This is a genomic window from Agromyces sp. NPDC057679 (genome assembly GCF_042799635.1).
GTDB lineage: Bacteria > Actinomycetota > Actinomycetes > Actinomycetales > Microbacteriaceae > Agromyces.
Genome location: NZ_JBHVIK010000003.1, coordinates 333163 through 359887, shown reverse-complemented (window position 1 = coordinate 359887; position 26725 = coordinate 333163). Strand labels below are relative to the sequence as shown.

Annotated in this window: 29 protein-coding genes and 1 tRNA gene; 21 read left to right on the top strand and 9 right to left on the bottom strand. The window is 71.4% G+C overall.

All coding sequences use genetic code 11. From position 1 onward, the window contains the following. Positions 1-93 precede the first annotated feature (93 nt). Complete coding sequence (locus ACFVAJ_RS14670) at positions 94-2667, top strand: Rne/Rng family ribonuclease (protein WP_376945314.1); 2574 nt, start codon at positions 94-96, stop codon at positions 2665-2667. On the opposite strand, the gene ACFVAJ_RS14665 is transcribed toward ACFVAJ_RS14670, so the two are convergent. Next, positions 2659-2946, bottom strand: coding sequence for a DUF4031 domain-containing protein (locus ACFVAJ_RS14665; protein WP_376945312.1), 288 nt, complete (start codon positions 2944-2946; stop codon positions 2659-2661). The genes ACFVAJ_RS14670 and ACFVAJ_RS14665 overlap by 9 nt on opposite strands. Before the next feature lie 301 nt (positions 2947-3247). Between ACFVAJ_RS14665 and rplU the strand changes: the two genes are divergently transcribed. From rplU to ACFVAJ_RS14590, 15 genes are all read left to right on the top strand, one after another. Continuing rightward, entirely contained in the window at positions 3248-3556 is a 309-nt protein-coding gene (gene rplU / locus ACFVAJ_RS14660; protein ID WP_157424218.1) for a 50S ribosomal protein L21, read from the top strand. Between the two features lie 28 nt (positions 3557-3584). Beyond that, positions 3585-3842 carry a 50S ribosomal protein L27 gene (gene rpmA / locus ACFVAJ_RS14655; protein ID WP_022888079.1) on the top strand — a complete coding sequence of 86 codons (258 nt, stop codon included), beginning with the start codon at positions 3585-3587 and terminating at the stop codon, positions 3840-3842. 72 nt (positions 3843-3914) lie between these two features. Then, positions 3915-5459: a GTPase ObgE gene (obgE, locus tag ACFVAJ_RS14650; RefSeq protein ID WP_376945310.1), complete on the top strand. Its 1545-nt coding sequence runs from the start codon at positions 3915-3917 to the stop codon at positions 5457-5459. Beyond that, the gene (gene proB / locus ACFVAJ_RS14645) at positions 5456-6238 is read left to right on the top strand and encodes a glutamate 5-kinase (RefSeq protein WP_376945308.1); all 783 of its coding nucleotides are present in this window, start codon (positions 5456-5458) and stop codon (positions 6236-6238) included. The genes obgE and proB overlap by 4 nt, the downstream gene beginning before the upstream one ends. Before the next feature lie 45 nt (positions 6239-6283). Then, complete coding sequence (locus ACFVAJ_RS14640) at positions 6284-7552, top strand: glutamate-5-semialdehyde dehydrogenase (protein ID WP_376945306.1); 1269 nt, start codon at positions 6284-6286, stop codon at positions 7550-7552. Positions 7553-7622: 70 nt separating this feature from the next. Continuing rightward, entirely contained in the window at positions 7623-7841 is a 219-nt protein-coding gene (locus ACFVAJ_RS14635) for a hypothetical protein (protein ID WP_376945304.1), read from the top strand. A 16-nt stretch (positions 7842-7857) separates the two neighbouring features. Continuing rightward, a complete protein-coding gene (gene nadD, locus ACFVAJ_RS14630) occupies positions 7858-8457 on the top strand; it encodes a nicotinate-nucleotide adenylyltransferase (protein WP_376945302.1) in 600 nt (199 codons plus the stop codon). Further along, positions 8454-9692 (top strand): hypothetical protein, encoded by a 1239-nt coding sequence (locus ACFVAJ_RS14625; RefSeq protein ID WP_376945300.1) that lies wholly within the window; start codon positions 8454-8456, stop codon positions 9690-9692. Before nadD ends, ACFVAJ_RS14625 begins: the two co-directional genes overlap by 4 nt. Positions 9693-9730: 38 nt before the next feature. Further along, entirely contained in the window at positions 9731-10093 is a 363-nt protein-coding gene (gene rsfS / locus ACFVAJ_RS14620; protein ID WP_157424224.1) for a ribosome silencing factor, read from the top strand. A 103-nt stretch (positions 10094-10196) separates the two neighbouring features. Next, a tRNA-Ala gene (locus ACFVAJ_RS14615) sits at positions 10197-10272 on the top strand. A gap of 277 nt (positions 10273-10549) precedes the next feature. Then, positions 10550-11140, top strand: coding sequence for a sulfite oxidase-like oxidoreductase (locus ACFVAJ_RS14610; protein ID WP_376945298.1), 591 nt, complete (start codon positions 10550-10552; stop codon positions 11138-11140). Positions 11141-11145: 5 nt separating this feature from the next. Beyond that, positions 11146-11904, top strand: a complete 759-nt coding sequence (locus ACFVAJ_RS14605) for an FAD-binding oxidoreductase (protein WP_376945838.1) — start codon at positions 11146-11148, stop codon at positions 11902-11904. Next, positions 11904-12161: a DUF6510 family protein gene (locus ACFVAJ_RS14600; protein WP_376945296.1), complete on the top strand. Its 258-nt coding sequence runs from the start codon at positions 11904-11906 to the stop codon at positions 12159-12161. Before ACFVAJ_RS14605 ends, ACFVAJ_RS14600 begins: the two co-directional genes overlap by 1 nt. 155 nt (positions 12162-12316) lie before the next feature. Further along, positions 12317-12976, top strand: a complete 660-nt coding sequence (locus tag ACFVAJ_RS14595) for a nitroreductase (RefSeq protein WP_376945837.1) — start codon at positions 12317-12319, stop codon at positions 12974-12976. Between the two features lie 93 nt (positions 12977-13069). Further along, positions 13070-13504 (top strand): DUF1801 domain-containing protein, encoded by a 435-nt coding sequence (locus ACFVAJ_RS14590; protein ID WP_376945294.1) that lies wholly within the window; start codon positions 13070-13072, stop codon positions 13502-13504. A gap of 15 nt (positions 13505-13519) precedes the next feature. Here the strand turns inward: ACFVAJ_RS14590 and ACFVAJ_RS14585 are convergent, their stop codons facing one another. Next, complete coding sequence (locus ACFVAJ_RS14585; RefSeq protein ID WP_376945292.1) at positions 13520-14320, bottom strand: metal-dependent hydrolase; 801 nt, start codon at positions 14318-14320, stop codon at positions 13520-13522. Positions 14321-14388: 68 nt separating this feature from the next. On the opposite strand from ACFVAJ_RS14585, the gene ACFVAJ_RS14580 reads away from it, so the two are divergent. Both ACFVAJ_RS14580 and ACFVAJ_RS14575 read left to right on the top strand, forming a co-directional pair. Then, positions 14389-14886 carry a glutathione peroxidase gene (locus ACFVAJ_RS14580; protein ID WP_376945290.1) on the top strand — a complete coding sequence of 166 codons (498 nt, stop codon included), beginning with the start codon at positions 14389-14391 and terminating at the stop codon, positions 14884-14886. Between the two features lie 94 nt (positions 14887-14980). Beyond that, positions 14981-15484 carry a hypothetical protein gene (locus tag ACFVAJ_RS14575; protein WP_376945288.1) on the top strand — a complete coding sequence of 168 codons (504 nt, stop codon included), beginning with the start codon at positions 14981-14983 and terminating at the stop codon, positions 15482-15484. Between the two features lie 107 nt (positions 15485-15591). On the opposite strand, the gene ACFVAJ_RS14570 is transcribed toward ACFVAJ_RS14575, so the two are convergent. From ACFVAJ_RS14570 to ACFVAJ_RS14545, 6 genes are all read right to left on the bottom strand, one after another. Then, on the bottom strand, positions 15592-17058 hold the full coding sequence (locus ACFVAJ_RS14570; RefSeq protein WP_376945286.1) for a dihydrolipoamide acetyltransferase family protein: 1467 nt from the start codon (positions 17056-17058) through the stop codon (positions 15592-15594). Next, positions 17055-18077, bottom strand: coding sequence for an alpha-ketoacid dehydrogenase subunit beta (locus ACFVAJ_RS14565; RefSeq protein WP_376945284.1), 1023 nt, complete (start codon positions 18075-18077; stop codon positions 17055-17057). The genes ACFVAJ_RS14570 and ACFVAJ_RS14565 overlap by 4 nt, the downstream gene beginning before the upstream one ends. Next, complete coding sequence (pdhA, locus tag ACFVAJ_RS14560; protein WP_376945282.1) at positions 18074-19198, bottom strand: pyruvate dehydrogenase (acetyl-transferring) E1 component subunit alpha; 1125 nt, start codon at positions 19196-19198, stop codon at positions 18074-18076. Before pdhA ends, ACFVAJ_RS14565 begins: the two co-directional genes overlap by 4 nt. A 109-nt stretch (positions 19199-19307) precedes the next feature. Beyond that, positions 19308-19802, bottom strand: coding sequence for an Lrp/AsnC family transcriptional regulator (locus ACFVAJ_RS14555; RefSeq protein ID WP_376945280.1), 495 nt, complete (start codon positions 19800-19802; stop codon positions 19308-19310). Continuing rightward, positions 19799-20650, bottom strand: coding sequence for an oxygenase MpaB family protein (locus ACFVAJ_RS14550; protein WP_376945278.1), 852 nt, complete (start codon positions 20648-20650; stop codon positions 19799-19801). The genes ACFVAJ_RS14555 and ACFVAJ_RS14550 overlap by 4 nt, the downstream gene beginning before the upstream one ends. Next, complete coding sequence (locus ACFVAJ_RS14545) at positions 20650-21810, bottom strand: hypothetical protein (protein WP_376945276.1); 1161 nt, start codon at positions 21808-21810, stop codon at positions 20650-20652. Before ACFVAJ_RS14545 ends, ACFVAJ_RS14550 begins: the two co-directional genes overlap by 1 nt. 79 nt (positions 21811-21889) lie before the next feature. On the opposite strand from ACFVAJ_RS14545, the gene ACFVAJ_RS14540 reads away from it, so the two are divergent. Together ACFVAJ_RS14540 and ACFVAJ_RS14535 are read left to right on the top strand one after the other, a co-directional pair. Next, on the top strand, positions 21890-23062 hold the full coding sequence (locus ACFVAJ_RS14540) for a glycoside hydrolase family 3 N-terminal domain-containing protein (RefSeq protein WP_376945274.1): 1173 nt from the start codon (positions 21890-21892) through the stop codon (positions 23060-23062). A 111-nt stretch (positions 23063-23173) separates the two neighbouring features. Next, entirely contained in the window at positions 23174-23737 is a 564-nt protein-coding gene (locus tag ACFVAJ_RS14535) for a YceI family protein (protein WP_376945272.1), read from the top strand. A 101-nt stretch (positions 23738-23838) separates the two neighbouring features. On the opposite strand, the gene ACFVAJ_RS14530 is transcribed toward ACFVAJ_RS14535, so the two are convergent. Next, on the bottom strand, positions 23839-24951 hold the full coding sequence (locus ACFVAJ_RS14530) for a winged helix DNA-binding domain-containing protein (protein ID WP_376945270.1): 1113 nt from the start codon (positions 24949-24951) through the stop codon (positions 23839-23841). A gap of 114 nt (positions 24952-25065) precedes the next feature. Between ACFVAJ_RS14530 and ACFVAJ_RS14525 the strand changes: the two genes are divergently transcribed. Beyond that, positions 25066-26664, top strand: coding sequence for an ABC-F family ATP-binding cassette domain-containing protein (locus ACFVAJ_RS14525; RefSeq protein ID WP_376945268.1), 1599 nt, complete (start codon positions 25066-25068; stop codon positions 26662-26664). The last annotated feature ends 61 nt before the right edge of the window (positions 26665-26725 follow it).

The window sequence follows — 26725 nt, the reverse complement described above, 5'->3', positions numbered from 1 at the left end:
AAGGTTCGGCGGTTCCGCACACGGTGGAACCGCTCCAGATGAGTAACGGAACGACGGCGCGGCCGTCGGGACCGGCGTAGGAGTGCACCAGAGATGGTGGAAGGCAACGAGAAGAACACGAACGAACCCGATTCGAGGGGTGGCGCGAAGCGACGCGGTGGCCTGTTCGGCTCCCGGAGGGGCCGCGGCAAGGCCGCTCAGCCCGCGGCCGACGCGGTGACGCTGGTCGTCGAGCCCGAGCTCGCCGAGCCCGCGGCCGATGCGGCCCCGGCCGACGTCGCGGCTGCGCCGGTCCAGCCGGCGGCATCCGCCGACGAGGTCGCAGAGCCGGCGATCGCTCCCGAGGCTTCGGAGGACGCGATCGCGGAGGAGGCGGCGGAGACGCCGAGCGAGCCCGCGGTGTCGCCGATCCCGGCAGCGCTGACCACGACCTCGCTCATCTTCCACGCGCCGCCGGTGTTCGCAGTGCCCGAGCGCGACGACCGCCCCGAGCGCGACGAGCGCCCGGCCGACGAGACGTCGAGCGTGCGCCGCCGCACCCGCCGCCGTTCCGGCGAGGAGGGGCGCTCGTCGGGCGACGAGCCCGCCAACAACGTCGTGAAGGTGCGCAAGCCCCGCGAGGTCGAGCTCATCACCGAGCCGCAGAAGGTCAAGGGCTCGACCCGTCTCGAGGCGAAGAAGCAGCGCCGTCGCGACGGCCGCGACGCCGGCCGGCGCCGCGCGGTCATCACCGAGGCCGAGTTCCTCGCCCGCCGCGAGTCGGTCGACCGCTCGATGGTCGTCCGCGAGAAGGGCGGCCGGATCCAGATCGGCGTGCTCGAGGACGGCGTGCTCGTCGAGCACTACGTGGCGCGCAATCAGGACGCCTCGCTCATCGGCAACGTCTACCTCGGTCGCGTGCAGAACGTGCTGCCCTCGATGGAGGCCGCGTTCGTCGACATCGGTCGCGGCCGCAACGCCGTGCTCTACTCAGGCGAGGTCGACTGGGACGCCGCCGCCGAGAACGGCGAGAAGAACCAGCCGCGCCGCATCGAGCTGGCGCTGAAGCCCGGCGACCGCGTGCTCGTGCAGGTCACGAAGGACCCGGTGGGGCACAAGGGCGCCCGCCTGACGAGCCAGATCTCGCTGCCCGGCCGCTACCTCGTGTACGTGCCGAACGGCTCGATGAACGGCATCAGCCGCAAGCTGCCCGACACCGAGCGCGCGCGCCTCAAGAAGATCCTGAAAGAGGTGCTGCCCGAGAACCAGGGCGTCATCGTGCGTACGGCTGCCGAGGGCGCGACCGAGGAGCAGCTGACCCTCGACGTCAACCGCCTCATCGCGCAGTGGGCCGACATCTCGAAGACGCTCGAGAAGGTCCAGGCGCCGGCCCTCCTGCACTCCGAGCCCGACCTGCTCATCAAGATCGTCCGCGACGTCTTCAACGAGGACTTCCAGAAGATGGTCATCGAAGGCGACGAGGCGCGCCAGACCATCGAGCGCTACCTCCGCGCCGTCGCACCCGACCTGCTCGAGCGCGTCGAGGCGTACGCGGGTGAGCGCGACTCCTTCGATGAGTTCCGCATCTCGGAGCAGATCGAGAAGGCGCTCGACCGCAAGGTGTGGCTGCCCTCGGGCGGTTCGCTCGTCATCGACCGCACCGAGGCGATGACGGTCGTCGACGTCAACACCGGCAAGTTCGTCGGCTCGGGCGGCAACCTCGAAGAGACGGTCACGAAGAACAACCTCGAGGCAGCCGAAGAGATCGTGCGCCAGCTGCGGCTGCGCGACATCGGCGGCATCATCGTCGTCGACTTCATCGACATGGTGCTCGAGTCGAACCGCGATCTTGTGCTGCGCCGACTCGTCGAGTGCCTGTCGCGCGACCGCACCAAGCACCAGGTCGCCGAGGTCACGTCGCTCGGCCTCGTGCAGATGACCCGCAAGAAGCTCGGCCTCGGCCTCCTCGAGTCGTTCAGCGAGCCCTGCGAGGTGTGCGCCGGTCGCGGCATCATCGTGCACCACGAGCCCGTCATGAAGCACCGCGCCCCGCAGCAGCAGCCCGAGCGTCGTCGCAACCGCGGCGGCGGCAACGGCGGCGGCCAGCAGCAGCCCGCGCAGCAGCCTCAGGCCGCGAGCGCCCCGCACACGGGCACCCACGCGATCACCGAGGACGTGAAGCACGCCCTGGCGCAGATCGCCGCGTCGACGATCCCGCACACGGAGACGAAGGCCGACGAGGGTCGCCCCGAAACCGCTCCCGTCGAGGCCGCTCCCGCGGCCGAGGGGCCGACGGGCGGTCGCCGCCGCGGCCGGCACCGTCGCGTCTCGCAGGAGCAGGGCACGCCCGAGGCGAGCCCCGCCCCCGACGAGCGTCGGGCGGCCCCCGTCGCGACGCCCGAGCCCGAGCCCGTCGTCGCGGCGAAGGCCGTGCCTGCGGCCGATTCCACGCCGATCCTCGAGCTGCCGGCACCGGCGGTCGAGCGCAAGCGCCCAGTGCAGGCCGCCGAGGCCGAAGTGCTGCTCGACTCGGTGCTCGATGCGCTTCCGGCCCCCAAGAAGGCCGGTGAGGGCCGGGCCCGCAGCCGTCGGGTCTCGACCGCCTCGCTGAGCGCCGGCGGCGCCATGCCGATCATCACCCGTGCCGACGGCGCGGCGGGCGACGAGGCATCCGACCGCTCAGAGTGAGTCGTCGCGCCTGCGGGCGCGCCGCTCTCGCGGCGTGACCCGCAGGCCGCTCCTCGCGAGCCGCACGACCAGTTCGCGCGGCTCGACCGGGTGCGCGCCGGCCGCGACCAGGTCGTCGTACCGCTCGACGGGCACGTCGTAGTGGTCGAGGTCGAACGATCGCGGCGGCAGCTCTGCTCGGCGCGCGAAGGCGTGCAGCTCCTCGAGCGAGGCGTCGCTCACGAGATGGGCCCACACCGTGCCGTGCTTCGGCCAGAGCGGGGTGTCGATGAGGATCACGGGTGCCTCCGCTCGGGGCTCAACGGCCGCACCATCGCGGTGAGTCGATGAGTGCGGCCATACCGGGATCGTACGCGGGGGAGCGCAGCGACGCGCCGGTCGCGTGCGTTTGACCGCTTTCCGCTCATCCGGTAAACTCGTTCGTTGGTGCCGCCGCTTATCACGGTGAGCGCCAACTTGCAGTTCGTTCTGCACATCGTTTTCTGGCAGTCACCACCCTTCTTCCCGCTGGGGCGACCGCGCAGTGACAATCCCATCAGACAGTCGGAACCCCAGGGTTCCCCAGAGATAGGTACGAGTAGTGGTTTACGCAGTAGTGCGCGCCGGCGGTCGGCAGGAGAAGGTCGAAGTCGGCACCATCGTGACGATGGACCGGATCCAGGCTGACAAGGACGGCAACGTCCAGCTCATCCCGGTGCTCCTCGTCGACGGTGAGAAGATCACCTCCGACGCCAAGTCGCTCGCAAAGGTCACGGTCACGGCCGAGGTTCTCAACGACCTCCGCGGCCCCAAGATCGTGATCCAGAAGTTCAAGAACAAGACCGGCTACAAGAAGCGCCAGGGCCACCGTCAGGAGCTCACGCGCGTCAAGATCACCGGCATCAAGTAGCCCGCGGCGCCTCGAAGGAGAATCAGACATGGCACACAAAAAGGGAGCGAGCTCCACTCGCAACGGTCGTGACTCGAACGCGCAGCGCCTCGGCGTGAAGCGCTTCGGCGGCCAGGTCGTCAGCGCCGGCGAGATCCTCGTCCGCCAGCGCGGCACCCACTTCCACCCGGGTGCGGGCGTCGGTCGCGGTGGCGACGACACCCTCTTCGCGCTCGAGGCCGGTGCGGTGCAGTTCGGCAACAAGGGCGGCCGCAAGGTCGTCAACATCGTGGCGGTCGGCGAATAATCGACCGACGGTCATCGTGAGGGCGGGCTTCGGCTCGCCCTCACGTGTTTCATCGCTTGGGAGGGGTACGGAATGGTCAGCTTCGTCGACGAGGTGACGCTGTTCCTGCGCGCCGGGCACGGCGGGAACGGTTGCGTCTCGGTGCGCCGTGAGAAGTTCAAGCCCCTCGCGGGCCCCGACGGCGGCAACGGCGGCCACGGCGGCGACATCGTGCTCGTCGCCGACCCGCAGGTCACCACCCTCCTCGCGTACCACGGCCGGCCGCACCGCTCCTCGGCGAACGGGCAGCCCGGCCAGGGCGACAACCGCTCGGGCGCCGTGGGCGAGTCGCTCGAACTCCCGGTGCCGGTCGGCACCGTCGTGAAGGACGAGGACGGCAACGAACTCGCCGACCTCGCCGAGCCGGGCCTCCGCTACGTCGCGGCCTCCGGCGGCCTCGGCGGCCTCGGCAACGCGTCCCTCGCGACGACGAAGCGCAAGGCACCCGGGTTCGCGCTGCTCGGCACCGACGGCGACGAGCGAGAGATCAGGCTCGAGCTGAAGAGCATCGCCGACGTCGCACTCGTCGGCTACCCGAGCGCGGGCAAGTCGAGCCTCATCGCCGCGCTCTCGGCAGCGCGTCCCAAGATCGCCGACTACCCGTTCACGACGCTCCACCCGAACCTCGGTGTCGTGCAGGCGGGCGACCACCGCTACACCGTCGCCGACGTCCCCGGTCTCATCGAGGGTGCGAGCGAGGGCAAGGGGCTCGGCCTCGAGTTCCTCCGCCACGTCGAGCGGTGCTCGGCGCTGCTGCACGTCCTCGACTGCGCGACCCTCGAGCCTGGCCGCGACCCGCTCAGCGACCTCGACGTCATCCTCGCCGAGCTCGGCGCCTATCCGGTGCCCGAGGGCCAGACGCCGCTGCTCGAGCGCCCGCAGATCGTCGCGCTGAACAAGGTCGACGTGCCCGAGGCGCGCGAGCTCGCCGAGTTCGTGCGGCCCGACCTCGAGGCGCGCGGCTACCGCGTGTTCGAGATCTCGACGGTGAGCCACGAAGGCCTGCGCCAGCTCGGCTTCGCCCTCGGCGAGCTCGTCGACGACGCCCGCACAGCGGCCGCGGCGGAGCCCGCGCCCGAGCGCATCGTCATCCGGCCCAAGGCCGTCGACGAGGTCGAGTTCGTCGTGCGCGCCGAGGGCGGCAGCTACGGCACGCTCTACCGGGTGCTCGGCAAGAAGCCCGAGCGCTGGGTGCAGCAGACCGACTTCGCGAACGACGAGGCCGTCGGCTTCCTCGCCGACCGGCTGGCGAAGCTCGGCGTCGAGGACGAGCTCGTGCGTGCCGGCGCCGTTGCCGGTTCGACCGTGGTCATCGGCAAGGGCCAGGGCGTCGTCTTCGACTGGGAGCCGACGCTCACCTCCACGGCCGAGCTCATCACCGCGCCGCGCGGCGCCGATGCGCGCCTCGACGACAACCGTCGTGCGACGCGCGCCGAGCGCAAGAGCGGCTACCACGAGCGCATGGACGCGAAGGCCGAGGCGCGCGCCGAGCTCGAGCGCGAGCGCGAGGCCGGGCTCTGGGCCGACGGCGTCGTGACCGACTCGGAGGCGGGCTCGGGCGACGAGGGCGAGCGGTGACCGTCCGGTCACGCGCCGACATCGCCACGGCTCGGCGCATCGTCGTGAAGGTCGGCTCATCGTCGATCAGCGGTGAGAACGCCGGCCAGATCGCGCCGCTCGTCGAGGCGCTGGCCGCGGCGCACGGCCGCGGCACCGAGGTCGTGCTCGTGTCATCCGGAGCGATCGCGACCGGCATGCCCTACCTCCGCCTCGACTCGCGACCCACCGACCTCGCCACCCAGCAGGCGGCCGCCTCGGTCGGGCAGAACCTGCTCGTCGTGCGCTACCAGGACGCGCTCGACCGGTTCGACATCATCGCCGGGCAGGTGCTGCTCACGGCGAGCGACCTCGAGAACGAGACCCCGCGCCTCAACGCGCAGCGCGCGATGGACCGCCTGCTCGCACTGCGCATCCTGCCGATCGTGAACGAGAACGACACCGTCGCGACCCACGAGATCCGCTTCGGCGACAACGACCGCCTCGCGGCGCTCGTCGCCGAGCTCATCGGGGCCGAGCTGCTCGTCCTCCTTTCCGACGTCGACGCGCTCTACACGAAGCCGCCGCACCTCGAGGGTGCCGAGCGGATCGCCCACGTGCCGTACGGCGACGAGCTCGCGGGCGTCGAGATCGGCTCGGTCGGTCGCGCAGGTGTCGGCACCGGGGGAGCGGAGACCAAGGTCTCGGCCGCCCGAATCGCTGCCGACTCGGGTGCCGCCGTGCTCATCACGGCGACGCCGCTCGTCGCCGACGCCCTCGCCGGAGCCGAGATCGGCACCTGGTTCGACCCGGCGCCTTGACGTCATACGGCGAGGGGCGTGCGGTCGCTCGCCTAGGCTGGTGCCATGGAGCATCCCGACCTCGACCTCGCCGTGCTCGACGAGCGCTTCGCCGCCGCCAAGGCGGCCTCGCACCTGCTCGCACGCGCCTCCACCGCCGAGAAGGATGCCGCGCTCGAACAGGTCTCGACGCTCCTGCGTGCGCGCGCCGACCGGGTCGTCGCGGCGAACGCGCTCGACCTCGAGTCGGGTCGCGCCAACGGACTCTCGGACGGGCTGCTCGATCGACTGACGCTCGACGTACGGCGCGTCGAGTCGCTCGCCGACGCCGTGCTCGAGGTGATCGCCCTCACCGACCCGATCGGCGAGACCGTGAGCGGACGCTCGCTGCCGAGCGGCGTGCGCATCGACCAGGTGCGGGTGCCCCTCGGCGTCGTCGGCGCGATCTACGAGGCGCGCCCGAACGTCACGATCGACATCGCGGTGCTCGCGCTGAAGAGCGGCAACGCCGTCGTGCTCCGCGGCGGCAGCGCCGCCGAGCAGACCAACCGGGTGCTCGTCGAGGTGCTGCGCGACGCGCTCGACGTCGCCGGCCTGCCCGGTGATGCGGTGCAGACCGTCGACGACTTCGGCCGTGCCGGCGCCCGCCACCTCATGCAGGCCCGCGAGTACGTCGACGTGCTGATCCCTCGCGGCAGTGCCGGTCTCATCCGCGCCGTCGTCGACGAGGCACGCGTGCCCGTCATCGAGACGGGAGCGGGGGTCGTGCACATGTTCCTCGACGAAAGCGCCCCCGAGGAGTGGGCGGTCGAGCTCGTGCACAACGCGAAGGTGCAGCGGCCGAGCGTCTGCAACGCGCTCGAGACGCTGCTCGTGCACCGCGCCGCGGCCGAGCGGCTGCTGCCCGCGGTGCTCGACCGGCTCGAGGCATCCGGGGTGACCGTGCACGCCGACGAACGGGTGCGTGCGCTTCGACCCGACGCCGTGCCGGTGACCGAGGAGGACTGGGCGACCGAGCACATGAGCCTCGACCTCTCGGTCGGCGTCGTCGACTCGCTCGACGACGCACTCGACCACATCCGTCGCTACTCGACCAAGCACACCGAGGCGATCGTCACGAACGACCTCGCCAACGCCGAGCGGTTCCTCAACGAGGTCGACGCCGCCGCCGTCATGGTGAACGCCTCGACGCGCTTCACCGACGGCTCGGAGTTCGGCTTCGGCGCCGAGGTCGGGATCTCGACGCAGAAGCTGCACGCCCGTGGGCCCATGGGCCTGCCGCAGCTCACGAGCACCAAGTGGATCGTGCGCGGCGCGGGCCACGTGCGCGCCTGAGCCCGGCCCGACCGCCGTTCTCGCTAGACTGTCGGGAGCGTTACCAGCAGGATTCGAAAGGAACGGCCGAATGAGCCTCACCACCGCAGCGTTGACCGGCACGCTGTACACCGAGACGGTGCACGCACGGGAGCTGCCGATGGAAGCCTGGATGTACGGGCTCATCGCGTTGATCATCTTCGCCGTCCTCGGCATCGTCACCGCGTCGTACCGCGACGTCGCCAACCGCCACCGTGCGAAGGCCGAGGCCTACGCCGCCCGCCACTCCGGAGACGGGCACGGCCACTGAGGCGAGCGGTCGTCGCGTGACCGACTCGGGCCACCGGCCCCGCATCGGGGTCATGGGCGGCACGTTCGATCCCATCCATCACGGCCACCTCGTGGCCGCGAGCGAGGTCGCGCAGTCGCTCGACCTCGATGAGGTCGTCTTCGTGCCGACCGGGCAGCCGAGCTACAAGACGGTCGTCACTCCCGCCGAGCACCGCTACCTGATGACGGTCATCGCGACCGCGTCGAACCCGCGGTTCACGGTGAGCCGGGTCGACATCGACCGGCCGAAGGCGACCTTCACGATCGACACGCTTCGCGACATACGGCGCGATCGCCCCGATGCCGACCTGTTCTTCATCACCGGGGCCGACGCGATCGCGCAGATCCTCTCGTGGAAGGACGTCGACGAGCTCTGGGAGCTCGCACACTTCGTTGCTGTGAGTCGTCCGGGACATGTGCTGAGCGTTACTGGTTTGCCCGAGCAGGACGTAAGCTTGCTTGAAGTTCCGGCACTTGCGATCTCGTCGACCGATTGTCGGAGCAGGGTGCGCCGGGGTTTCCCGGTTTGGTACTTGGTGCCCGATGGGGTCGTCCAGTACATCTCCAAGCACCATCTCTACCGGAGTGTCGAATGACGTCGTCCAACGAACCGCAGCTCACGCGCCGCGAGCTGCGTGAACTCGAACGCCTGCGAGAGCAGCAGGCCGGTGCGGCGACCCCGGAACATGCCGCTCCTCCTGCGGCTGCGCCCACCTACGCGGCGCCTCCAGCCCAGGCTCCCGCCGCTCCGCAGCAGTACGCGCCCCAGCCCCCGGCTCCGCAGCCCGTCGCCGCCCCGGCGATTCCGGCGCCGGCGCCCGCACCTCACCAGCAGTCCGCGCCCGCGGCCTACCAGGCGCCCGGTCAGGGCTACGCCCCGCCCCGCCCCGCCGGCGGGTTCGAGCAGGCGGCGCCGGTGACGGCGGTCCCGCCGCAGGGGCCGCAGAACCCCTTCGCTCCGCGCCCAACCGCGCCGCCGACGTCGGCGGTCCCGCCGCAGCCCGCGGTCTTGCCGTCGGCTCCCGCCGCCGCGCCGGCGCCGTCGGCTCCCGCCGCCGCGCCGGCCATGCCCTCCGCACCCGAGCGCACGCTGACGCGGCGTGAACTCCGGGCGATGCTCGACGGGGTCGCCCTCGACGACTTCGACGACGAGTTCGACGACGAGCCGGTCGCCCCGGCCGCAGCCGCGCCGTCGCTCCCCGTCGCTCCCGCGATGCCCGGGGCCCAGGCCCCCGTGCAGCCGCAGCGACCCCCACAGCCGATGCCGGCCTCGCTGGCGACGCCGCAGCCCGTGAACCCGGGCTTCGATGCGAGCGTGCCGAATCTTCCCGGCGTCAGCGCGGGTTCGCCCGGCCACTGGACGTCGCAGCTCAACGTCCCCGAAGCCGAGGACCGCGCCGAGCCGTTCGACCAGATGCTCTCGCGCGGTGCGCTGAGCCACGGCGTGCCGACGACCACGAACGCCCTGATTCTTCCGTCGCTGCCCGATCAGGGTGCGTTCGCCAACCAGCTCGCCCAGCCGGGCGAGGTGCTCGCGACCGGCTCGATCGACCTGCCCCGCAGCTTCGGCGCGACCGGCGTGCACCCGAGCCAGGTCGACTCGTCCGACGTCGACCGCCTGTTCGAACACCAGGTCGAAGACGTCGGCACCGGCGTCGCGCCCGTCGCGGCGACCCGCGCGATCAGCACCCAGGGCGCCGCGCGCACCATGATCTCCCCGCCGAAGAAGGAGGGCATGAACGTGCCCCTCGTTCTCGCCGTGACCGCGGGCGTGCTCGCGCTCGGCGTCGTCGGCACCCTCGTCATCGGGGCGATGACCGGACTGTTCTGACCGGCTCGCACCACCACTCGCACACCGGAAATGAGCGTATGACCGCATCCACCCAGGCCCTCGACTCCCTCGCACGCGCGGTTCGCGCGGCCGACGCGAAGGGCGGCGAAGATCTGGTCGCGCTGGATGTCTCGCGGCCGCTCCCGTTCGCCGACGTGTTCCTGCTCGTCACGGGCACCTCCGAGCGCAACGTCGTCGCCATCGCCGACGGCATCGAGGAAGTGCTCGGCCGCGCCGGACGGCGAGAGGGTCACGCGGGTGGCCGTTGGGTGCTGCTCGACTTCGGCGACCTCGTCGTGCACGTCTTCCACCAGGAGGAGCGCATGTACTACGGCCTCGAGCGCCTCTGGAACGACTGCCCGGCGCTGCCGGTCGAGCCGATCCTGGCGGCAAATCCCTGATCAGGAGGGTTCGCATCGGCTGAGGCTCGCTCGATTTCGTTTCGGGCAAGAGGCTGGTGTAAGCTCGAATCGTTGGGCCGCGAGAGCGAGAAACCAACGAAATGGGTCTGTGGCGCAGCTGGTAGCGCACCTGCATGGCATGCAGGGGGTCAGGGGTTCGAGTCCCCTCAGATCCACCAAGAACCCCTGATGAATCGCAAGATTTGTCAGGGGTTTCTTCGTTTCCTGAGCCTCTTCCCGAGGCGGTTGCGGCCACATCGAGACGCTTCTCGTTTCGACCGCGCCGGGTCATGTCGATCCGAAAGCGGTTCCTGCAGATGGTGGACATCGCGTGCGATGCGTACTCCATCGCATCCCGACGTCACGCGCGATCATGGCGCGTCGCTCGGAGCAGTGGCAGGCTGGCCCTGTGCGCGACCGCCCGCATCGGCGGCCGCTCCCGAGAAGGGGGTCGAGATGTCGTTCATCACCAGGGGCTTCACCGGTCGCGGTCGTGAGCGCGACGATCGACTTCCGCCGGGGCAGACGCTCGTGCACGACTTCCCGGTGCTGTCGGCCGGGCCGACCCCCGAGGTCGACACCGCCGACTGGGAGTTCGCGATCCGCTCGGAGCAGGGCGAGCGGAGCTGGAACTGGCGCGAGTTCATGCAGCTCGAGATCGAGGAGATCACGACCGACATCCATTGCGTGACGCACTGGTCGAAGCTCGGCACCCGCTGGCGCGGCGTCTCGCTCGACACCCTGTTCGCGGAGGTCGATACCGGGTACGACTACGTGATGGCGCACAGCTACGGGGGATACACGACGAACGTGCCGCTCGACGAATTGCTCGACGGCAAGGCCTGGGTCGCATTCGAGTTCGAGGGCGAGCCGCTCGACCCCGAGCACGGCGGTCCGGCGCGACTGCTCGTGCCGCACCTGTACTTCTGGAAGAGCGCGAAGTGGGTGCGCGGGCTCGAGCTCATGCCGAGCGACGATCCGGGGTTCTGGGAGCAGAACGGCTACCACCTCCACGGTGATCCGTGGAAGGAGGAACGCTACTGGTGACCGGGATGCCTCGCCTCGCCACCGCGTCGAGGACCGGGTGGCACATCGCCGAGGTGGTCGACACGCGCCGCGAGACGCCGTCGGCCGCGCGTATCTCGCTCGACGTCGACGGCTGGCCGGGCAACCTCGCCGGCCAGCACCTCGACGTGCGCCTGACCGCGCCCGACGGGTACACGTCGACGCGCTCGTACTCGATCGCCTCCTCCGGCGAGGGGGAGCGCGTCGTGCTCGCGGTCGACCGCCTGCCCGACGGCGAGGTGTCGCCGTTCCTCGTCGACGAACTGCGCCCGGGCGACCGGCTCGAAGTGCACGGGCCGCTCGGCGCCTACTTCGTCTGGCAACCACCCGCTGCCGGCTCGATCGGCAGGCCGGTGCAGCTCATCGCCGGCGGGTCGGGCGTCGTGCCGCTCGCCGCCATCGCCCGAGCGCACGCCGAGGCGGGAGACGCGACGCCGTTCCGACTGCTCTACTCGGTCCGCACGCCGGCCGACGTGTTCTTCGCCGCCGAGCTCGAGGCGGCGCAGCGCGGACCGGCCCCGCTCGATATCGAGTTCGTGTACACGCGGAGCGTACCTGCGGGGAGTGATGCTCCCGTGGGCCGGATCACCCGCGAGCGCCTCGCCGCGGCGACCATCGACGCGGCGGCGCACCCGATCGTCTACGTGTGCGGTTCGACGGGGTTCGTCGAGCACGTCGCCGCCTGGCTCATCGACCTCGGTCACGACCAGGATGCGATCCGCACCGAACGCTACGGAGGAACGTGATGCAGCACTTCGACGGCAACCTGCTCGCGGGACCGCTCGCGGGCGTCTTCGCATTCGACCCGACCGCGGTCCGGGCGCGATGCAACGGGTGCGGCGCGGTTGCGGAGTTGGCGACCGCGCTGGTCTACCGCAGCGCAGCGGGCAGCATTGCACGGTGCCGCGGTTGCGGTGCCGTGCTGCTCACGCTCGTCGAGGGCGACGGCCGGATGTTCGTGAACTTCACCGGCACGGGTGCGATCGAGATCCCGGCGACCTGAACGGTCCCGCTCTCCGGTCGAGCTCGGTCCGGTCGGCCTGCGCGGCCCGCATCAAGGGCCGGCCGCGGTACCGACTCGAGGGCGGGGACGCTCTCCGCATCGGCTCTCGCGTGATAGACCTGCGTGGAGGCCAGCGAGAGGTATCCGACTTGGATGTGTACGAAGCCGTGAGCAGCCGCCGATCGGTGCGCGCGTTCAGCGATGCACCGGTCCCCAGGGAGACGCTCGAGCGTGTGTTGCGCGCTGCGGCGCGAGCGCCGTCGAGTGGGAACCTGCAGCCGTGGCATGTGTTCGTCGTGGCCGGCGAGCCGTTGGCCGAGCTGAAGCGGCACGCGACCACCAGAGCGTTGGCGGGAGACCCGGGTGACGAGCGCGAGTATCCGATGTATCCCGCGGATCTCGCCTCACCGTATCTCGACCGCTTCGCGATCGCGGCTTCGCAGCGGTACGAGGCACTGGGGGTCGAGCGCGGAGACCCCGAGCGGCCGACGAAGATCGCTGCATTGAACTCGGCGGCGTTCGGCGCACCGGTCGTGCTGTTCTGCTACGTCGATCGGGCGATGGGGCCGGGGCAGTGGGCCGACGTCGGCATGTTCTTGCAGACCGTGATGCTGCTGCTGAGGGCGGAGGGATTGCACAGCTGTCCGCAGGTGATGTGGACCATGTACCGGAACACCGTTCGGGATGCTGTGGGAGCCGCCGATGGGCTCGTGCTGGTCTGCGGCGTCTCGGTGGGGTACGAGCTCGCAGGCGCGCCCTCGGTACGCACCGGGAGGGCCGATCTCACCGAGACGGTGAGTTTCGTGGGGAGATGATCGCGCGATCTCCGGATCGCCGGAGGCATCCGAGCTGATGCGGCCCGCGCCGGGGCCGTGCGCTCGGCGGCGCACCGGGCGTAGGTTGAGTGCATGAGCACCCAGAAGACGCTGCCGACGGATGCGAGCGTGGATGAGTTCCTCGCTGCGGCGACGCCCAGTCGCCGGGTCGAGGAGGGTCGCCGGCTCGCCGAGATCTTCCGCGAGGTCACCGGCACCGACCCCGTGATGTGGGGGCCGTCGATGGTCGGCTACGGCAGCTACCGGTACATCTCGCCGGCGAACCCGCGCACGCGCGGTGACTGGCCCAAGGCCGGGTTCTCGCCCCGGAAGGCGCAGCTGACCTTGTACGGGCTCAAGGACCTGCCCGAGAGCGCCGAGCTCCTGCCGGAGCTCGGCACGTACACGGAGGGCGCAGGCTGCCTCTACGCCAAGAAGCTCGACGACCTCGACCTCGACGTGCTCCGCCGGCTCATCGAGATCGCCTGGAATCGAGCCGACGATCCCGACCCGCTTCGCCACGACTGAGACCGCGATCGCCGGTCATGGGTTCAGCTGCGACAGCAGCTGATCGGCCCCGACGAGGCGCAGCAGCTCGTACCCGAGGCCCAGCGTGCAGTACAGGGTGAGCAGCCCTCCGAAGGCCTTCTCGCGCCACGAACCGGTGTCACCGAGCAACGGCAGCGCGAGGTAGCCGTTCGGCAGCCACAGGCGGTTCAGCACGGGGATGTCGCCCACGATCTCGGGCGGACGCGGGACCCACGGCCACAGGAGGCCGGGCAGGCCGCCCGTGGTGAGCGCGTCGCCGGCGAGATGGGCGACGAAGCCGAGCGTCACCGCGAGCGGGAACCAGGCGACCTGCTCGGGCGCGATGACCACGATGAAGAGCCCGAGTGCGATGCCGGCGAGCCAGGCGGTGAGCCACGACTCGACGAGGTCTCGCGCCTTCACGGCGAAGGCGGTGAGTGCCGCGGTGCCGATGCCGGCACCGATCGCGACCGTGCCGGGGTCGAAGCGACCGATCGGGTCGACGGGCACGGCCAGCGCGGCCAATGCCCAGGCGGCCGCCGCCACGAGCAGCACCGCGACGGGGGAGTGCGCGCCGTGGCGGTGCCCGCCCGAAATGGCGCCGATCGTGCGCGCCGTGAGCGGGCCGAGGATCGGCACCGAGCGCGAGATCGTCGCGCTGTGATGGTCGGCGTCGGGCAGCAGTGCTGCGCCCGCGCAGACGGTCGCGCCGGCGACCACGCCGACCGGGTCGAGCGGATACACCCCGGTGGCGAGCAGGGGAACGGCGCCGGTGACCGCGACCCAGGCGGCGGCGCCGCTGATCGCGTGATTCATGCCCATCATCGATCGACGATCGTATCGGCGGCCGCCCACATCGCCGTTCGGCGTCGTAGGCTCTGAGGGTGGAACTCCGAGACATCCCCCTGACGACCATCGACGGCGACGCCGTCACCCTCGCCGACTACGCCGACGAGGTGGTGATGGTCGTGAACGTCGCGTCGAAGTGCGGGCTCACCCCGCAGTACACGAAGCTCGAGGAGTTGCAGCGCGAGTACGGCGACCGCGGCTTCACGGTGCTCGGCTTCCCGTGCAACCAGTTCGCCGGCCAGGAGCCGGGCGAGGCCTCCGACATCAAGGAGTTCTGCTCGATGACGTACGGCGTGAGCTTCCCGCTGATGGAGAAGACCAAGGTCAACGGGCGCAATCGTCACCCGCTCTACGAGGTGCTCACGAAGGTCGAGGATGCCCGCGGCAAGGCCGGCCGGGTGAAGTGGAACTTCGAGAAGTTCGTGATCCAGCCCGACGGCGAAGTGGTCCGCTTCCGGCCGACGACCGAGCCCGACGCCCCCGAGATCATCGCGACGATCGAGCGCGGCATCTCGGAGCGGCGCGCCGCCTGAGGCATCCGCACCGGCCCGGCGCGGTTCCTTGACCGCTCGTCCGGGGCGGCCCACAATTGGGGGGTCTATCCGATTGCAGGGGAGCGGAGACCCGATGTCCGACGCGTACGCCCGTCCGAGCCACGACGACCAGCCCACGGTGCCCGACTTCGCGCCGCCGCCGCTGTCGGCCGATGACGCGACCGCAGCACCCCCCGCGACCGCGGGCGAGGGGCGCCCGTGGAGCCGCGACCTGCGGTTCATGCTCGTCGTCCTCGCGGCGATCGTGGCGCTCTTCCTCGCCTTCGCGCTGCTCATCGCGTTCAGCCCGACCGGCGCCGCGATCAGCGCGCTCGCGATCATCGCCGCACCGATCGCCACGATGGTCGCCGCGTACTACGGCATCTCGCTCGCGCTGCGCCAGGTGCGCGACGCCCGCGATTCCGCCGAGTCGTCGGAGGCGCGGGCGCGTGCGGCCGAGACGAGCGCGCGCGAGTCCGACGCCTGGGCGGCGCAGATGGAGTCGGGGCTCCGGGTCTCGGTGGCCAAGCTCCGCGCGGCCGGGGTCGACACCCGCGACGTCGAACGGGCCGCCGGCACGCCCGACGAGTTCTTCTGATCGCGGCACCGCGCGGGGCGTGCACTGAACGGCACGGCCGAGCGCGGTGAGCGCGAACACGCGAACGGCCTCGCCCCGGATGGGGTGAGGCCGTTCGCGGTTCGGGATCAGAGCTCGGCGAGCAGTGACAGCGGCTGTTCGATGCATCCCGCGACGAAGGTGAGGAACGCCGCGGCCTCGGCGCCGTCGCACACGCGGTGGTCGAACGACAGCGTGAGCTCGGTGACCGTGCGCACCGCGAGGGCGCCGTCGACGACCCAGGGGCGCTCGACGAGGCGCCCGATGCCGAGCATCGCCGCCTCGGGGTGGTTGATGATCGCGGCGGAGCCGTCGACGCCCAGCGTGCCGTAGTTGTTCAGCGTGAAGGTGCCGCCCGAGAGCGCCGCGGGTGCGAACACCCCGGTCGCGGCGGCCTCGGTCTGGGTTCCGATCGCGTCGCGCAGCCCGCGCAGGCTCATCTGCTCGGCGCCGTGCACGACGGGCACCATGAGGCCGCGCGGCGTCTGCGCTGCGAGTCCGAGGTTGACCGCGCCGTGCAGCACGACCTCGTCGCGCTCGGCGTCGAAGCTCGAGTTGAGGCGCGGGTGCTTACGCAGTCCCGCGACGACGAACCGGGCGACGAGGGCGGTCGTGCCGAAGCGTTCGCCGGTCGCCGCGTGCAGCTGCTTGCGGGCGGCGACGAGGGCCGTTGCGTCGACGTCCATCCAGACGGTCGCCTCGGGGATCTCGCGGCGCGAGCGCGAGAAGTGCGCCGCGGCGGCGCGACCGATGCGGTCGAGTGGGATCCGTTCGTCACCGGAGGCGGGCGCGGCGACGGCCGCGGGCACCGGCGTCGACGGCGCGGATGCCTCGACGACGGCCTGCGGCGTCGCCTCCGACACCGCCTGCTGCTCGCCGATGAACGCCTCGACGTCGCGACGCATGACGAGGTGGTCGGGGCCCGAGCCGTCGAGCTGCGAGGCGTCGAAGCCGTGCTGCCGTGCGAGCCGCCGCACGATCGGCGAGACCACCGGGGAGCGGCGTGCGCTGTCGAGGCGCGAGGGCGCGGCGACGCCGCCACTGCTCGTGCCGGCGCCCGGGCCGGAGCCCGTCGCAGCACCCGTGCGGCGGCGACCGAATCTCGCCGGCGCGGTGGCCGCGCGCTTCGTCACCGTCGTGGCACGGGTGCCGTAGCCGATGAGGACTGCGCCCGACTCCTCGGTCGCGACCTCCGTCGGCGCGGCGACACCCGGCTCGGCGGCTACGGGCGAAGCCGCCGGCGCGGCCCCGGCAGGAGCCGGAGCTGCGGCCGGCTCAGGCGCCGAGGCATCCGTGTTCGAGGACGCTGCCGCTGCGACGTCGGAACCGAGCGTCATGAGCACGGTGCCCGCGTGCAGCGTCTCGCCGACCTCCCCGCCGAGCGACTCGACGACGCCCGCGAACGGGGTCGGGAGCTGCACGACCGACTTCGCCGACTCGAGTTCGACGACCGGCTGGTCGATGGCGACCTCGTCGCCCGGCGCGACGAGCCACGCGACGATCTCGGCCTCGGTGAGGCCTTCGCCGAGGTCGGGCAGGATGAACTCGCGACTCATGCGTCCCACTCCCAGGTGTCGAGCGCCGCGAGGATGCGGTCGGGCGTGGGCAGCTGGTGCTCCTCGAGCTTCGGCGAGGGGTAGGGGATGTCGAAGCCGGCGATGCGCAGCACCGGCGCCGCGAGGTGGTGGAAGTTGCGCTCGGTCACGCGCGCGGCGACCTCGGCGCCGTAGCCGCCGAACTGCGCGGCCTCGTGGATGACGGCGGCGCGCGAGGTCTTGCGCACCGAGGCGCCGACCGTCTCGTCGTCGAAGGGCGACAGCGTGCGCAGGTCGACGACTTCGATCGAGAGGCCCTCGTGCTCGGCCGCCTCGGCGGCCTCGAGCGCGGTGCGCACCGTCGGTCCGTAGGCGAGCAGCGTGACGTCGGTGCCGGTGCGCACGACCTCTGCGCGGTCCATCGGCGCGGTCGTCACCGGCAGCGCGATCGGGGCCTTCGACCAATACCGGCTCTTCGGCTCCATGAAGACGACGGGGTCGTCGCTCTCGATCGCCTCGCGCAGCATCGAGTACGCGTCGGCCGGGTTCGAGGGCATCACGACCGTGAGCCCGGGCGTCGACGCCCAGTACGACTCGGAGGAGTCGGAGTGGTGCTCGACGCCGCCGATCGCACCCGCGCAGGGGATGCGCACGACCATCGGCAGCGTGACGCGACCCTTGGTGCGGTTGCGCATCTTCGCGACGTGCGACACCATCTGCTCGAACGCGGGGTAGCTGAACGCGTCGAACTGCATCTCGACGACGGGGCGCATGCCGTACATCGCCATGCCGATGGCCGTGCCGATGATGCCCGACTCGGCGAGGGGGGAGTCCCAGATGCGCTCGTCGCCGAACTCGGCCTGGAGGCCGTCGGTGATGCGGAACACGCCGCCGAGCGGCCCGACGTCCTCGCCGTAGACGATCACGCGGTCGTCGGCGGCCATCGCGTCGCGCAGTGCGGCGTTCAGCGCGCCCGCCATCGTGAGCTGCGTCGGTGCGGATGCCTCGGGGCGGGTGTCCTTCGTCGCGGTGGCGGTCATCGGGGGTCCTCCTGGTGGGCGCCGGCGGCGAGCTCGGCGGCGAGCGCGGCGCGCTGCTCGGCGAGCGCGGCACGGGGGCGGGCGTAGACGTGGTCGAACAGCTCGAGCGGATCGAGCTCGGCCTCGGCGGTCATGACCTCGCGGGTCGCCGCGGCGAGCTCTTCGGCCTCGTCGGTGATCTCGGCGCGGAGGGTCTCGGTGAGCGCCCCCTCGGAGACGAGGTACTTCTCGAGTCGCTCGATCGGGTCGCGCCGCTTCCAGTGCTCGACGTCGCGCGCCGCCCGGTAGCGGCTCGGGTCGTCGGAGTTCGTGTGCGGCTCGATGCGATAGGTCACGCCTTCGATGAGCGTCGGCCCGCCGCCCGCACGCGCGCGCTCGACGGCGGCGTGCGTGATCGCGTACATCGCCGCGACGTCGTTGCCGTCGACGTGGAAGCCCGGCATGCCGTAGCCGACGGCCTTGTCGGCGAGGGTCGCGGCGCGGGTCTGCTTCTCGAGCGGCACGCTGATCGCGAACTGGTTGTTCTGCACGATGAAGACGGTGGGCGTCTGCCAGACGGCGGCGAAGTTGAACGCCTCGTGGGCGTCGCCCTCGCTCGTGGCGCCGTCGCCGAGGAAGGTCATGGCGACGATCGGGTCGTGACGCAGCCGGGCGGCGTGGGCGAGGCCGACGGCGTGCAGCGCCTGCGTGGCGAGCGGGGTCGCCTGAGCGGCCGTGCGGAACTCGTGCTGGTCGTAGCCGTTGTGCCAGTCGCCGCGGAAGGACTGCAGGATGTCGGCGGGGGCGATGCCGCGCGTGAGCAGGGCGATGCTGTCGCGGTAGGTCGGGAAGAGCCAGTCACTGCGATCGAGCGAGGCGACGGCGCCGATCTCGCATGCCTCCTGGCCGTAGGCCGAGGGGTAGGTCGCGAGGCGGCCCTGCTTGGTGAGCGCGGTGACCTGCACGTCGAAACGGCGGGCGACGACCATCTTGCGATAGAGCCCGAGGAGCGTGTCGGTGTCGGGCAGCGAGAAGCCGCCGGTCGCGTGACCGGTGACGGCGTGACCCGCGTTGTCGAGGAGCCGGAGGGGCTTCTCCGATGGAAGGGTGCGGGTCAGGGCGTGCTCGACATTGAGGCTCATGCAGCCATGGTGCGACATACTCGACCCTTGCGGTCGGGCGTGTCATCCAAGCGTGAACGAACGGCTCACGAAGCGTGAAACCGTTGCCATTCGTCCACCTTCAGGGTGGTCAGGTGCGCCAGATGTCCAGGGTCTGCGCGGGCGGGTGGCCCTCGATCTCTTCGAGGATGAGGTGCGACCTGGTCGACACGACGCCGGGCATGTCGTGGATGTCGCGGAGGATCGCCTGGCTCAGCTGCTCGTGATCGGGCGCGCTCACGGTGAGGATGATGTCGATGTCGCCCGAGACCGCCTGCACCTTCTCGACGAAGGGGAGCGTGGCGAGCTTCGCCGCGATCTCCTCCCAGGAGACCTCGCCGATGCGCACCACGACGAGCGCGGAGATGTGGAGCCCGATCGAGCGCCGGTCGATCTGGGCGCCGAACCCGGTGATGACGCCGCGCTGCTGCAGCTGCTGCAGCCGGTTGTGGGCCGCCGTGCGCGAGATGTGGACTCGGTCGGCGAGGGTGCGCACCGACAGCCGGCCGTCGCGGCTCAGCTCGGCCACGATTCGGCGGTCGATGCTGTCGAGTGGTTCGTTGCGTTGCGCTGCTTGCGGGGTCATCGTCGTCCTTGTGCTTCACGCTCAGCGTACCGGTTCGCACGTGCCATGCGTCGGAGCGATGCGCGCATCGGGGCGTGGCGGACCGCGGCCGGGAGCAGCGGCCAAACGAGGGCGATGCCCCGCAGCCAGGCTGCGCTCACGCGCTGCGCCCGGGTGGTCCACCGGAAACCGTAGGCTGCGCGGATCGGCGCGGGCAGGAGCGCCGCGGTGACCAGGCGGACGAGCGGAAGGACGAGTCGGCTGCCCGGCGGCAGCGCCGCCGACCCGCCGAGCAGCGTGCGTGCGATCCGGCGGGCGTCATCACCGACGGATGCCTCGGAGAGACGCGCGTGCCACCATGCGTCGAAGTCGGCGCGACTCTCGGGCCATCCCTCGCGGCCGGCCTGGAGGCTCGTGCCGAGCGGGGCGTATCCGCGCACGATCGCGTCGGCGTCGCGTACGTCGAGCTGGCCCCAGAGGCGCTCCTCGAGCGTGATCGCGGTCGCGAGGATGGTCGAGGCGACCCATCGCTGCGCGTCGGCGTCGAACGCCGAGTATCCGGGCGTGCGCGGCTCGCCGGACCCGCCCGGGTCGGCTGCCTCACCGCGGACGGGTGCGTGGCGGGCATTCACCCGCCGGATGGCGGAGCGCCGGACCGACTCGTCGCCGAAGCCGACCGCGTAGACGTAGTCGAGCGTGCCGAAGAGCCGTTCGAGCGGCCGGCCGGCGAAGTCGCTGTGGCGGGCGACGCCGCGCGCGACCCGCGGGTCGGCGAGCTGCAGCAGGATTGCGGCACCTCCGCCGAGGAGGAGGATGCCATCGGCCGCGTGGCGGCGGAAGCGATCGGGGTCGGTGTCTGCGCCGGTCATCAATACCAGTTGTACTGCTCGGAGTGCGCCCACGCACCGCACGGCGCCCCGTAGCGGTCGCTGATGTACGAGAGCCCCCAGTCGATCTGGGTGGCGGCGTTCGTGCGCCAATCGGCACCGGCCGAGGCCATCTTGCTGCCCGGCAGCGACTGCGGGATTCCGTAGGCGCCGCTCGAGGCGTTGTAGGCGTCGGCGCGCCAGCTCGACTCGCGCGTCCAGAGCAGCACGAGGCACTCGTACTGGCTCGAGCCCCAGCCGTAGCGGCCCACCGCACGGGCGGCGTACGCCTTCGCCGCGGCGGGGTCGACGACGACGCCCGGCGGGGGAGCGCTCGAGTCGCCGCCGGAACCGCCCGACCCTCCCGAATCGTTCTCCGCGGCTTCGGCGGCCGCCCGTTCGCGGGCCTCGGCTTCGAGCCGGGCCTGCTCGCCCACCCGGTAGCGCCGTTCGAGCTCCACTGTGCGATCGCGCAGGCTCGCGAGCTGTGCGTAGAGCGTGTCGAGCGCCGTGCGCTGTTCGGTGAGCCGCGCCTCCGCGGCGAGGTGCGCGTCCTCCGCGGCGGCCGAGGCGCGGTCGGCCTCCTCGGCGAGCCGGGACCGCTCCTGTTCGGCGACGTCGGCCTGGGCGCTGATCGACCGGTATTCGGAGCGGGCCGCCTCCGCACCCGCCGCGACCCCCGCGTAGACGTCCGCGAGTCGCGCGCTGCGCGAGAGTGCGTCGAGGAGGTCGGCCGCGTCCTGCTCTCCGCCCGTGAGAAGCAGGCGGAGCGTGACATCCGCACCGCCCGTGCGCGCGAGCACGCCGGTGAGCCGACCGAACTCGGCCTGCGTCCGGCGTGCCGTCTGCGCGGCCGACTCGGCCGATCCCCGGAGCGTGCTCGCGCGATCGGCCGCTTCGCGGCGTGCGTCCTCGGCGGCGGCCGCGACCGCGGCGGCTTCGACCGCGGCGTCGCCGAGGACGGCAGCCTCGCCCTCGAGTCGGTCGACCAGCGCGGTGATGCGCGACGACTCGGCCTCGCGCGCGGCGACGCTCTGCTTCGCGGCCTCGACCTCGCTCCAGCTCGGGTACTCCTCGTCTCCTGCCGGAGCGGCGATCGCGGTGACCGCCATGACGAGGGCGAGCAGGATCGAGGCGCTCACGATCGGGCGTTCTCGGCGCATCGGCTCACCCCCTCGAGGCCGCGAGTCTACCCACGGTTCCTCTCGGCGGTCGCTCGGACACGCAGCGTACACTCGGCGCGTGCGTTCGTCCCGGCTGCTGGCCCCCCTCCTCGTCGCGGTCTCCGTGATGACGCTCGCGGGGTGCGCGGGCGCGGGGCCGACGGCTGCTCCGGCGGCCCCGGCGACACCTTCGGCGACGCGGACTCCGACCCCGACGCCGACGCCGATCGATCCGCTGGCCGCCTGGGTCGATGAGCGGATGGCGGGCCTCAGCACGCAGCAGAAGGCCGCGACCATGCTGATGCTGCATGCCCCGGGTACCGATCCCGCCCCCTCCCGCGCGCTCATCGACGCGGGAGCCTCGGGTGTGATCCTCATGGGCGACAACGTCTCGGGCGACGCGCCGTCGCTCGCCGCGCTGACCGCCGCGCTCGTCGCCGACCCCGAGCTGCCGCCGCTCATCGGCGTCGATCAGGAGGGCGGCGAGGTCTCGCGACTCGACTGGGATGCCGCCGCGAGCGCGGCGACCCTGCGGGACGCACCGCCCGCTGCGACCCGGGAGGCGTTCGCCGCCCGCGCCGCGAGCGTGGCCGCCGGCGGCGCGAACGTGAACTTCGGCGTCATCGCGGATGTCACGAGCGACCCCGGCTCGTTCATCTCGGGCCGGGTGCTCGGGATCGATCCGGCGGGGGCCGCCGAGCGGGTCGCCGCCGCCGTCGCGGGGGAGCGGGGCACGGTGGCGAGCACGCTCAAGCACTTCCCCGGTCATGGTGGGGCGCCGGGCGACTCGCACACGAGCATTCCGACCGCGCCCTCGAGCCTCGCCGAGTGGCGGGCCGGTCCGGCACTGCCGTTCGCGGCGGGCATCGACGCCGGCGCCGAGCTCGTGATGACCGGCCACCTCGCCTACCCCGCCGTCGATGCCGCACCGGCCTCGCTCTCGCCCGAATGGCACCGGATCCTCCGCGAGGAGCTCGGCTTCGACGGGGTCGTCATCACCGACGACATGCTCATGCTCCAGCACAACGGGCTCGCCGAGTACGCCGATCCGGGCGAGAACGCCGTGCGCGCGGTGGCCGCGGGCGCCGACCTGCTGCTGTACGTCCTTCCCGCCGACCCCTCGCAGTTCGGCATCTCCGTCGACGGACTCGTGGCGTCGATCACGGCCGCCGTCGACTCGGGACGCATCTCGGAGGAGCGGCTCGACGAGGCGGTGCGGCACGTGCTCACGCTTCGTCGTTCGCTCGCGTGAGCGGAGCCCACCAAGAAATTTCCATGCGTGGGAATATAACTTGGCGGGGTGCGCGTTGACCCCCGTATGAGCCGACCGGCTCAGTACCGAACACTTGGGAGCAACCGCAGCATGACGACCACCGCCTCGACGATCGAGATCCCCGGCTACCGTGCAGGCACCTGGACGATCGACCCCGCCCACAGCGAGGTCGCCTTCTCCGTGCGCCACCTCATGATCAGCAAGGTCAAGGGCAAGTTCGAGCGCTTCAACGCCACCTTCGTCACCGCAGAGAACCCGCTCGACTCGACCGTCACCGCGTCGGCCGAGGTCGCCTCGGTGACCACGAACGAGCCCACCCGCGACGCGCACCTGCGCACCGGCGACTTCTTCGAGGCCGAGACGTACCCGACGATCGACTTCGTCTCGACCGGCGTCCGCGTCGAGAAGGGCGACTTCAAGGTCGACGGCGAGCTGACCATGCACGGCGTCACGAAGCCCGTGACCTTCGACTTCGACTTCGGCGGCTTCGGCGGCGACCCCTACGGCAACTACAAGGGCGGCGCGACGGCCAAGACCGTCATCAACCGCGAGGACTTCGGCCTGCACTACAACGCGGCCCTCGAGACCGGCGGCGTGCTGCTCGGCGAGCAGGTCACCATCACCCTCGAACTGCAGGCGCAGCTCGAGCAGTAATCGCTCGCGCGATCACGACGACGGGCCGGATGCCATGTGCATCCGGCCCGTTCGTCGTATCCGCTGCGGTCCGGGGCGATCCCCGGCGGCGCCGCGAGCGCTCAGTCCTGGCGCACCGTGACGTCGCCGAGGGTCGTCGACCAGAACCGTGCCCACCGTTCGAATGCGGGAGCGAACTCGTCGGCGTCGACCGACCCGCTGAACGGGGCGAGCTCGATCGCCGTCGCGCCGCGCCGCTCGGGCGCGCGGCGCCAGGTGCCGACGACCTCGCCGTCGGCGACGAGGATCGGCAGGAAGAGCCCGTTCTTGCCCGGCACGACGCGCACGGCGTCGGCGGGGGAGCAGAAGGCCGTGCGATCGCCGTAGCCGAGGAAGTACTCGTCGAACGGCGCGAGCACGTGCCGACCCGGCGAGACCGAGGTCGACTCCCGGTCGGCGTCGGCCGCGACGAATCGCTCGTCGCCCACCGCGACCACGGCATCGCCCGCGGCCGAGACCGCGAGCCGGGCCTGGGTGAGGGTCAGCCCCGTCCACCAGGCGAAGTCGCGCGCAGAGACCGGCCCGTGGCCGCGCGCGTAGCCGGTGAAGAGCAGGGCGAGGGTCTCGTCGGCGTCGCCCGGCTCGCTCGAACCGGCGGGCGACCATTCGTCGAGCAGCACGAAGCGCTGCCGGGCCCGCGTGTCGACCGGGCCGCAGCAGAGCAGGCCCTCGATCGCGAGGCGCCAGATCAGGTGGTACCCGCGCTGGCCCTCGATCGGGATGCCGGCGGCCGCCCACGCCGCCTGGAGTTCGTCGCGGGACGCCGAGCGCCCGCCCTCGAGCTCGTGGATCGCGACCGCACGCGCGGCCGCGTGCACCGCGTCGTCGATGCCCTCGTCGAGATGGATCTTCGACGCGCGCTGCATGAGCCGCGCGGCGGTCAGGCGGAGGATCGGCCGCAGCATCGACGGCTCGACGAAGTGCAGGGTGCCGCGCATCGGCCAGGATCGCAGCAGCGAGCGGTCGTCGATGGCCGACTCGATGCCGGCCTCGCTCGACCCGGGGACTCGCGCGCCGATCACCCACTTCGCGGCGGCCAGGTCTTGCGCCTGCACGCACACGAGCCGCTCGAGCGCCGCGGCGGGCGAGGCGAAGCCGCCTGCGAGCCCCTGCGCGCGGAGCCGTGCGGCCCGCAGCGTGCCGATGGAGGGGGCGCTCGAGGCATCCGTCGTCATGCTGCGATTCTGCCGGGCACCGGCGACATCGACTTGACGCCGCCCCGCGAACGATAGACTGGGCGGCTGTGCCGTTCGGCACCGATTCCCCATCAACGCCCAGGAGGCCCTGCCGTGCTCGCCGTCCACGATCTCGAGATCCGCGTCGGTGCGCGCCTCCTCATGGAGCACGTGAACTTCCGCGTCTCCGACGGCGACAAGATCGGCCTCGTCGGCCGCAACGGCGCGGGCAAGACCACGCTCACGAAGACCCTCGCCGGCGAGACCCTGCCCACCGACGGCAAGATCGATCGCACCGGCGAGATCGGGTACCTCCCGCAGGACCCGCGCTCCGGCGACCCCGAGATGCTCGCGCGTACGCGCATCCTCGACGCGCGCGGCCTCGGCTCGCTCGTGCTCGGCATGCACGAGGCGTCCATGAGCATGGGCAGCGACGACCCGGTCGTCGCCGAGAAGGCCATGAAGAAGTACGGCAACCTCACCGACCGCTTCAACGCACTCGGCGGCTACGCCGCCGAGGCCGAGGCCGCCTCGATCGCCTCGAACCTGAACCTGCCCGATCGCATCCTCGACCAGCCGCTGAAGACGCTCTCGGGCGGTCAGCGCCGGCGCATCGAGCTCGCGCGCATCCTGTTCTCCGACGCCGACACGATGATCCTCGACGAGCCGACGAACCACCTCGACGCCGACTCGGTCGTCTGGCTCCGCGAGTTCCTGAAGAATTACAAGGGCGGCGTCATCGTGATCTCGCACGACGTCGTGCTCGTCGAGGAGGTCGTCAACCGCGTCTTCTACCTCGACGCGAATCGCTCGATCATCGACATCTACAACATGGGCTGGAAGCACTACCAGCGCCAGCGCGCCGCCGACGAGGAGCGCCGCAAGAAGGAGCGCGCCAACGCCGAGAAGAAGGCGGGCGTGCTGCAGTTGCAGGCCGCGAAGTTCGGCGCGAAGGCGTCGAAGGCCGCCGCCGCCCACCAGATGGTCGCGCGCGCCGAGAAGCTGCTCGCGGGCCTCGAGGAGGTGCGCGCCGTCGACCGCGTCGCGAAGCTCCGCTTCCCGACCCCGGCGCCGTGCGGTCGCACGCCCATCACGGCGAGCGACCTGTCGAAGAGCTACGGCTCGCTCGAGATCTTCACCGCGGTCGACCTCGCGATCGACCGCGGTTCGAAGGTCGTCATCATCGGCCTGAACGGTGCGGGCAAGACGACGTTGCTGCGCATCCTCGCGGGCGTCGACGCGCCCGACACCGGCATCGTCGAGGCCGGCCACGGCCTCCGCGTCGGCTACTACGCGCAGGAGCACGAGACGATCGACGTCAAGCGCTCGGTGCTCGAGAACATGGTGAGCTCGTCGCCGAACCTCACCGAGACCGAGGCGCGCAAGGTGCTCGGCTCGTTCCTCTTCACCGGCGACGACGTGCACAAGCCCGCGGGCGTGCTCTCGGGCGGCGAGAAGACCCGTCTCGCGCTCGCGATGATCGTCGTGTCGGGCGCGAACGTGCTGCTCCTCGACGAGCCGACGAACAACCTCGACCCCGCGAGCCGCGCCGAGATCCTCGACGCGCTCGCGCACTACGAGGGCTCGGTCGTGCTCGTCTCGCACGACCCGGGCGCGGTCGAGGCCCTGAACCCCGAGCGGGTGCTCATCATGCCCGACGGCACTGAAGACCACTGGAGCCGCGAGTACCAGGAGCTCATCGAGCTGGCGTAGGGAATCCGTGCCTCGAGCGGTGGGCGGAGCCTGCCCTGGCTTGACTCATTATCCATTGATT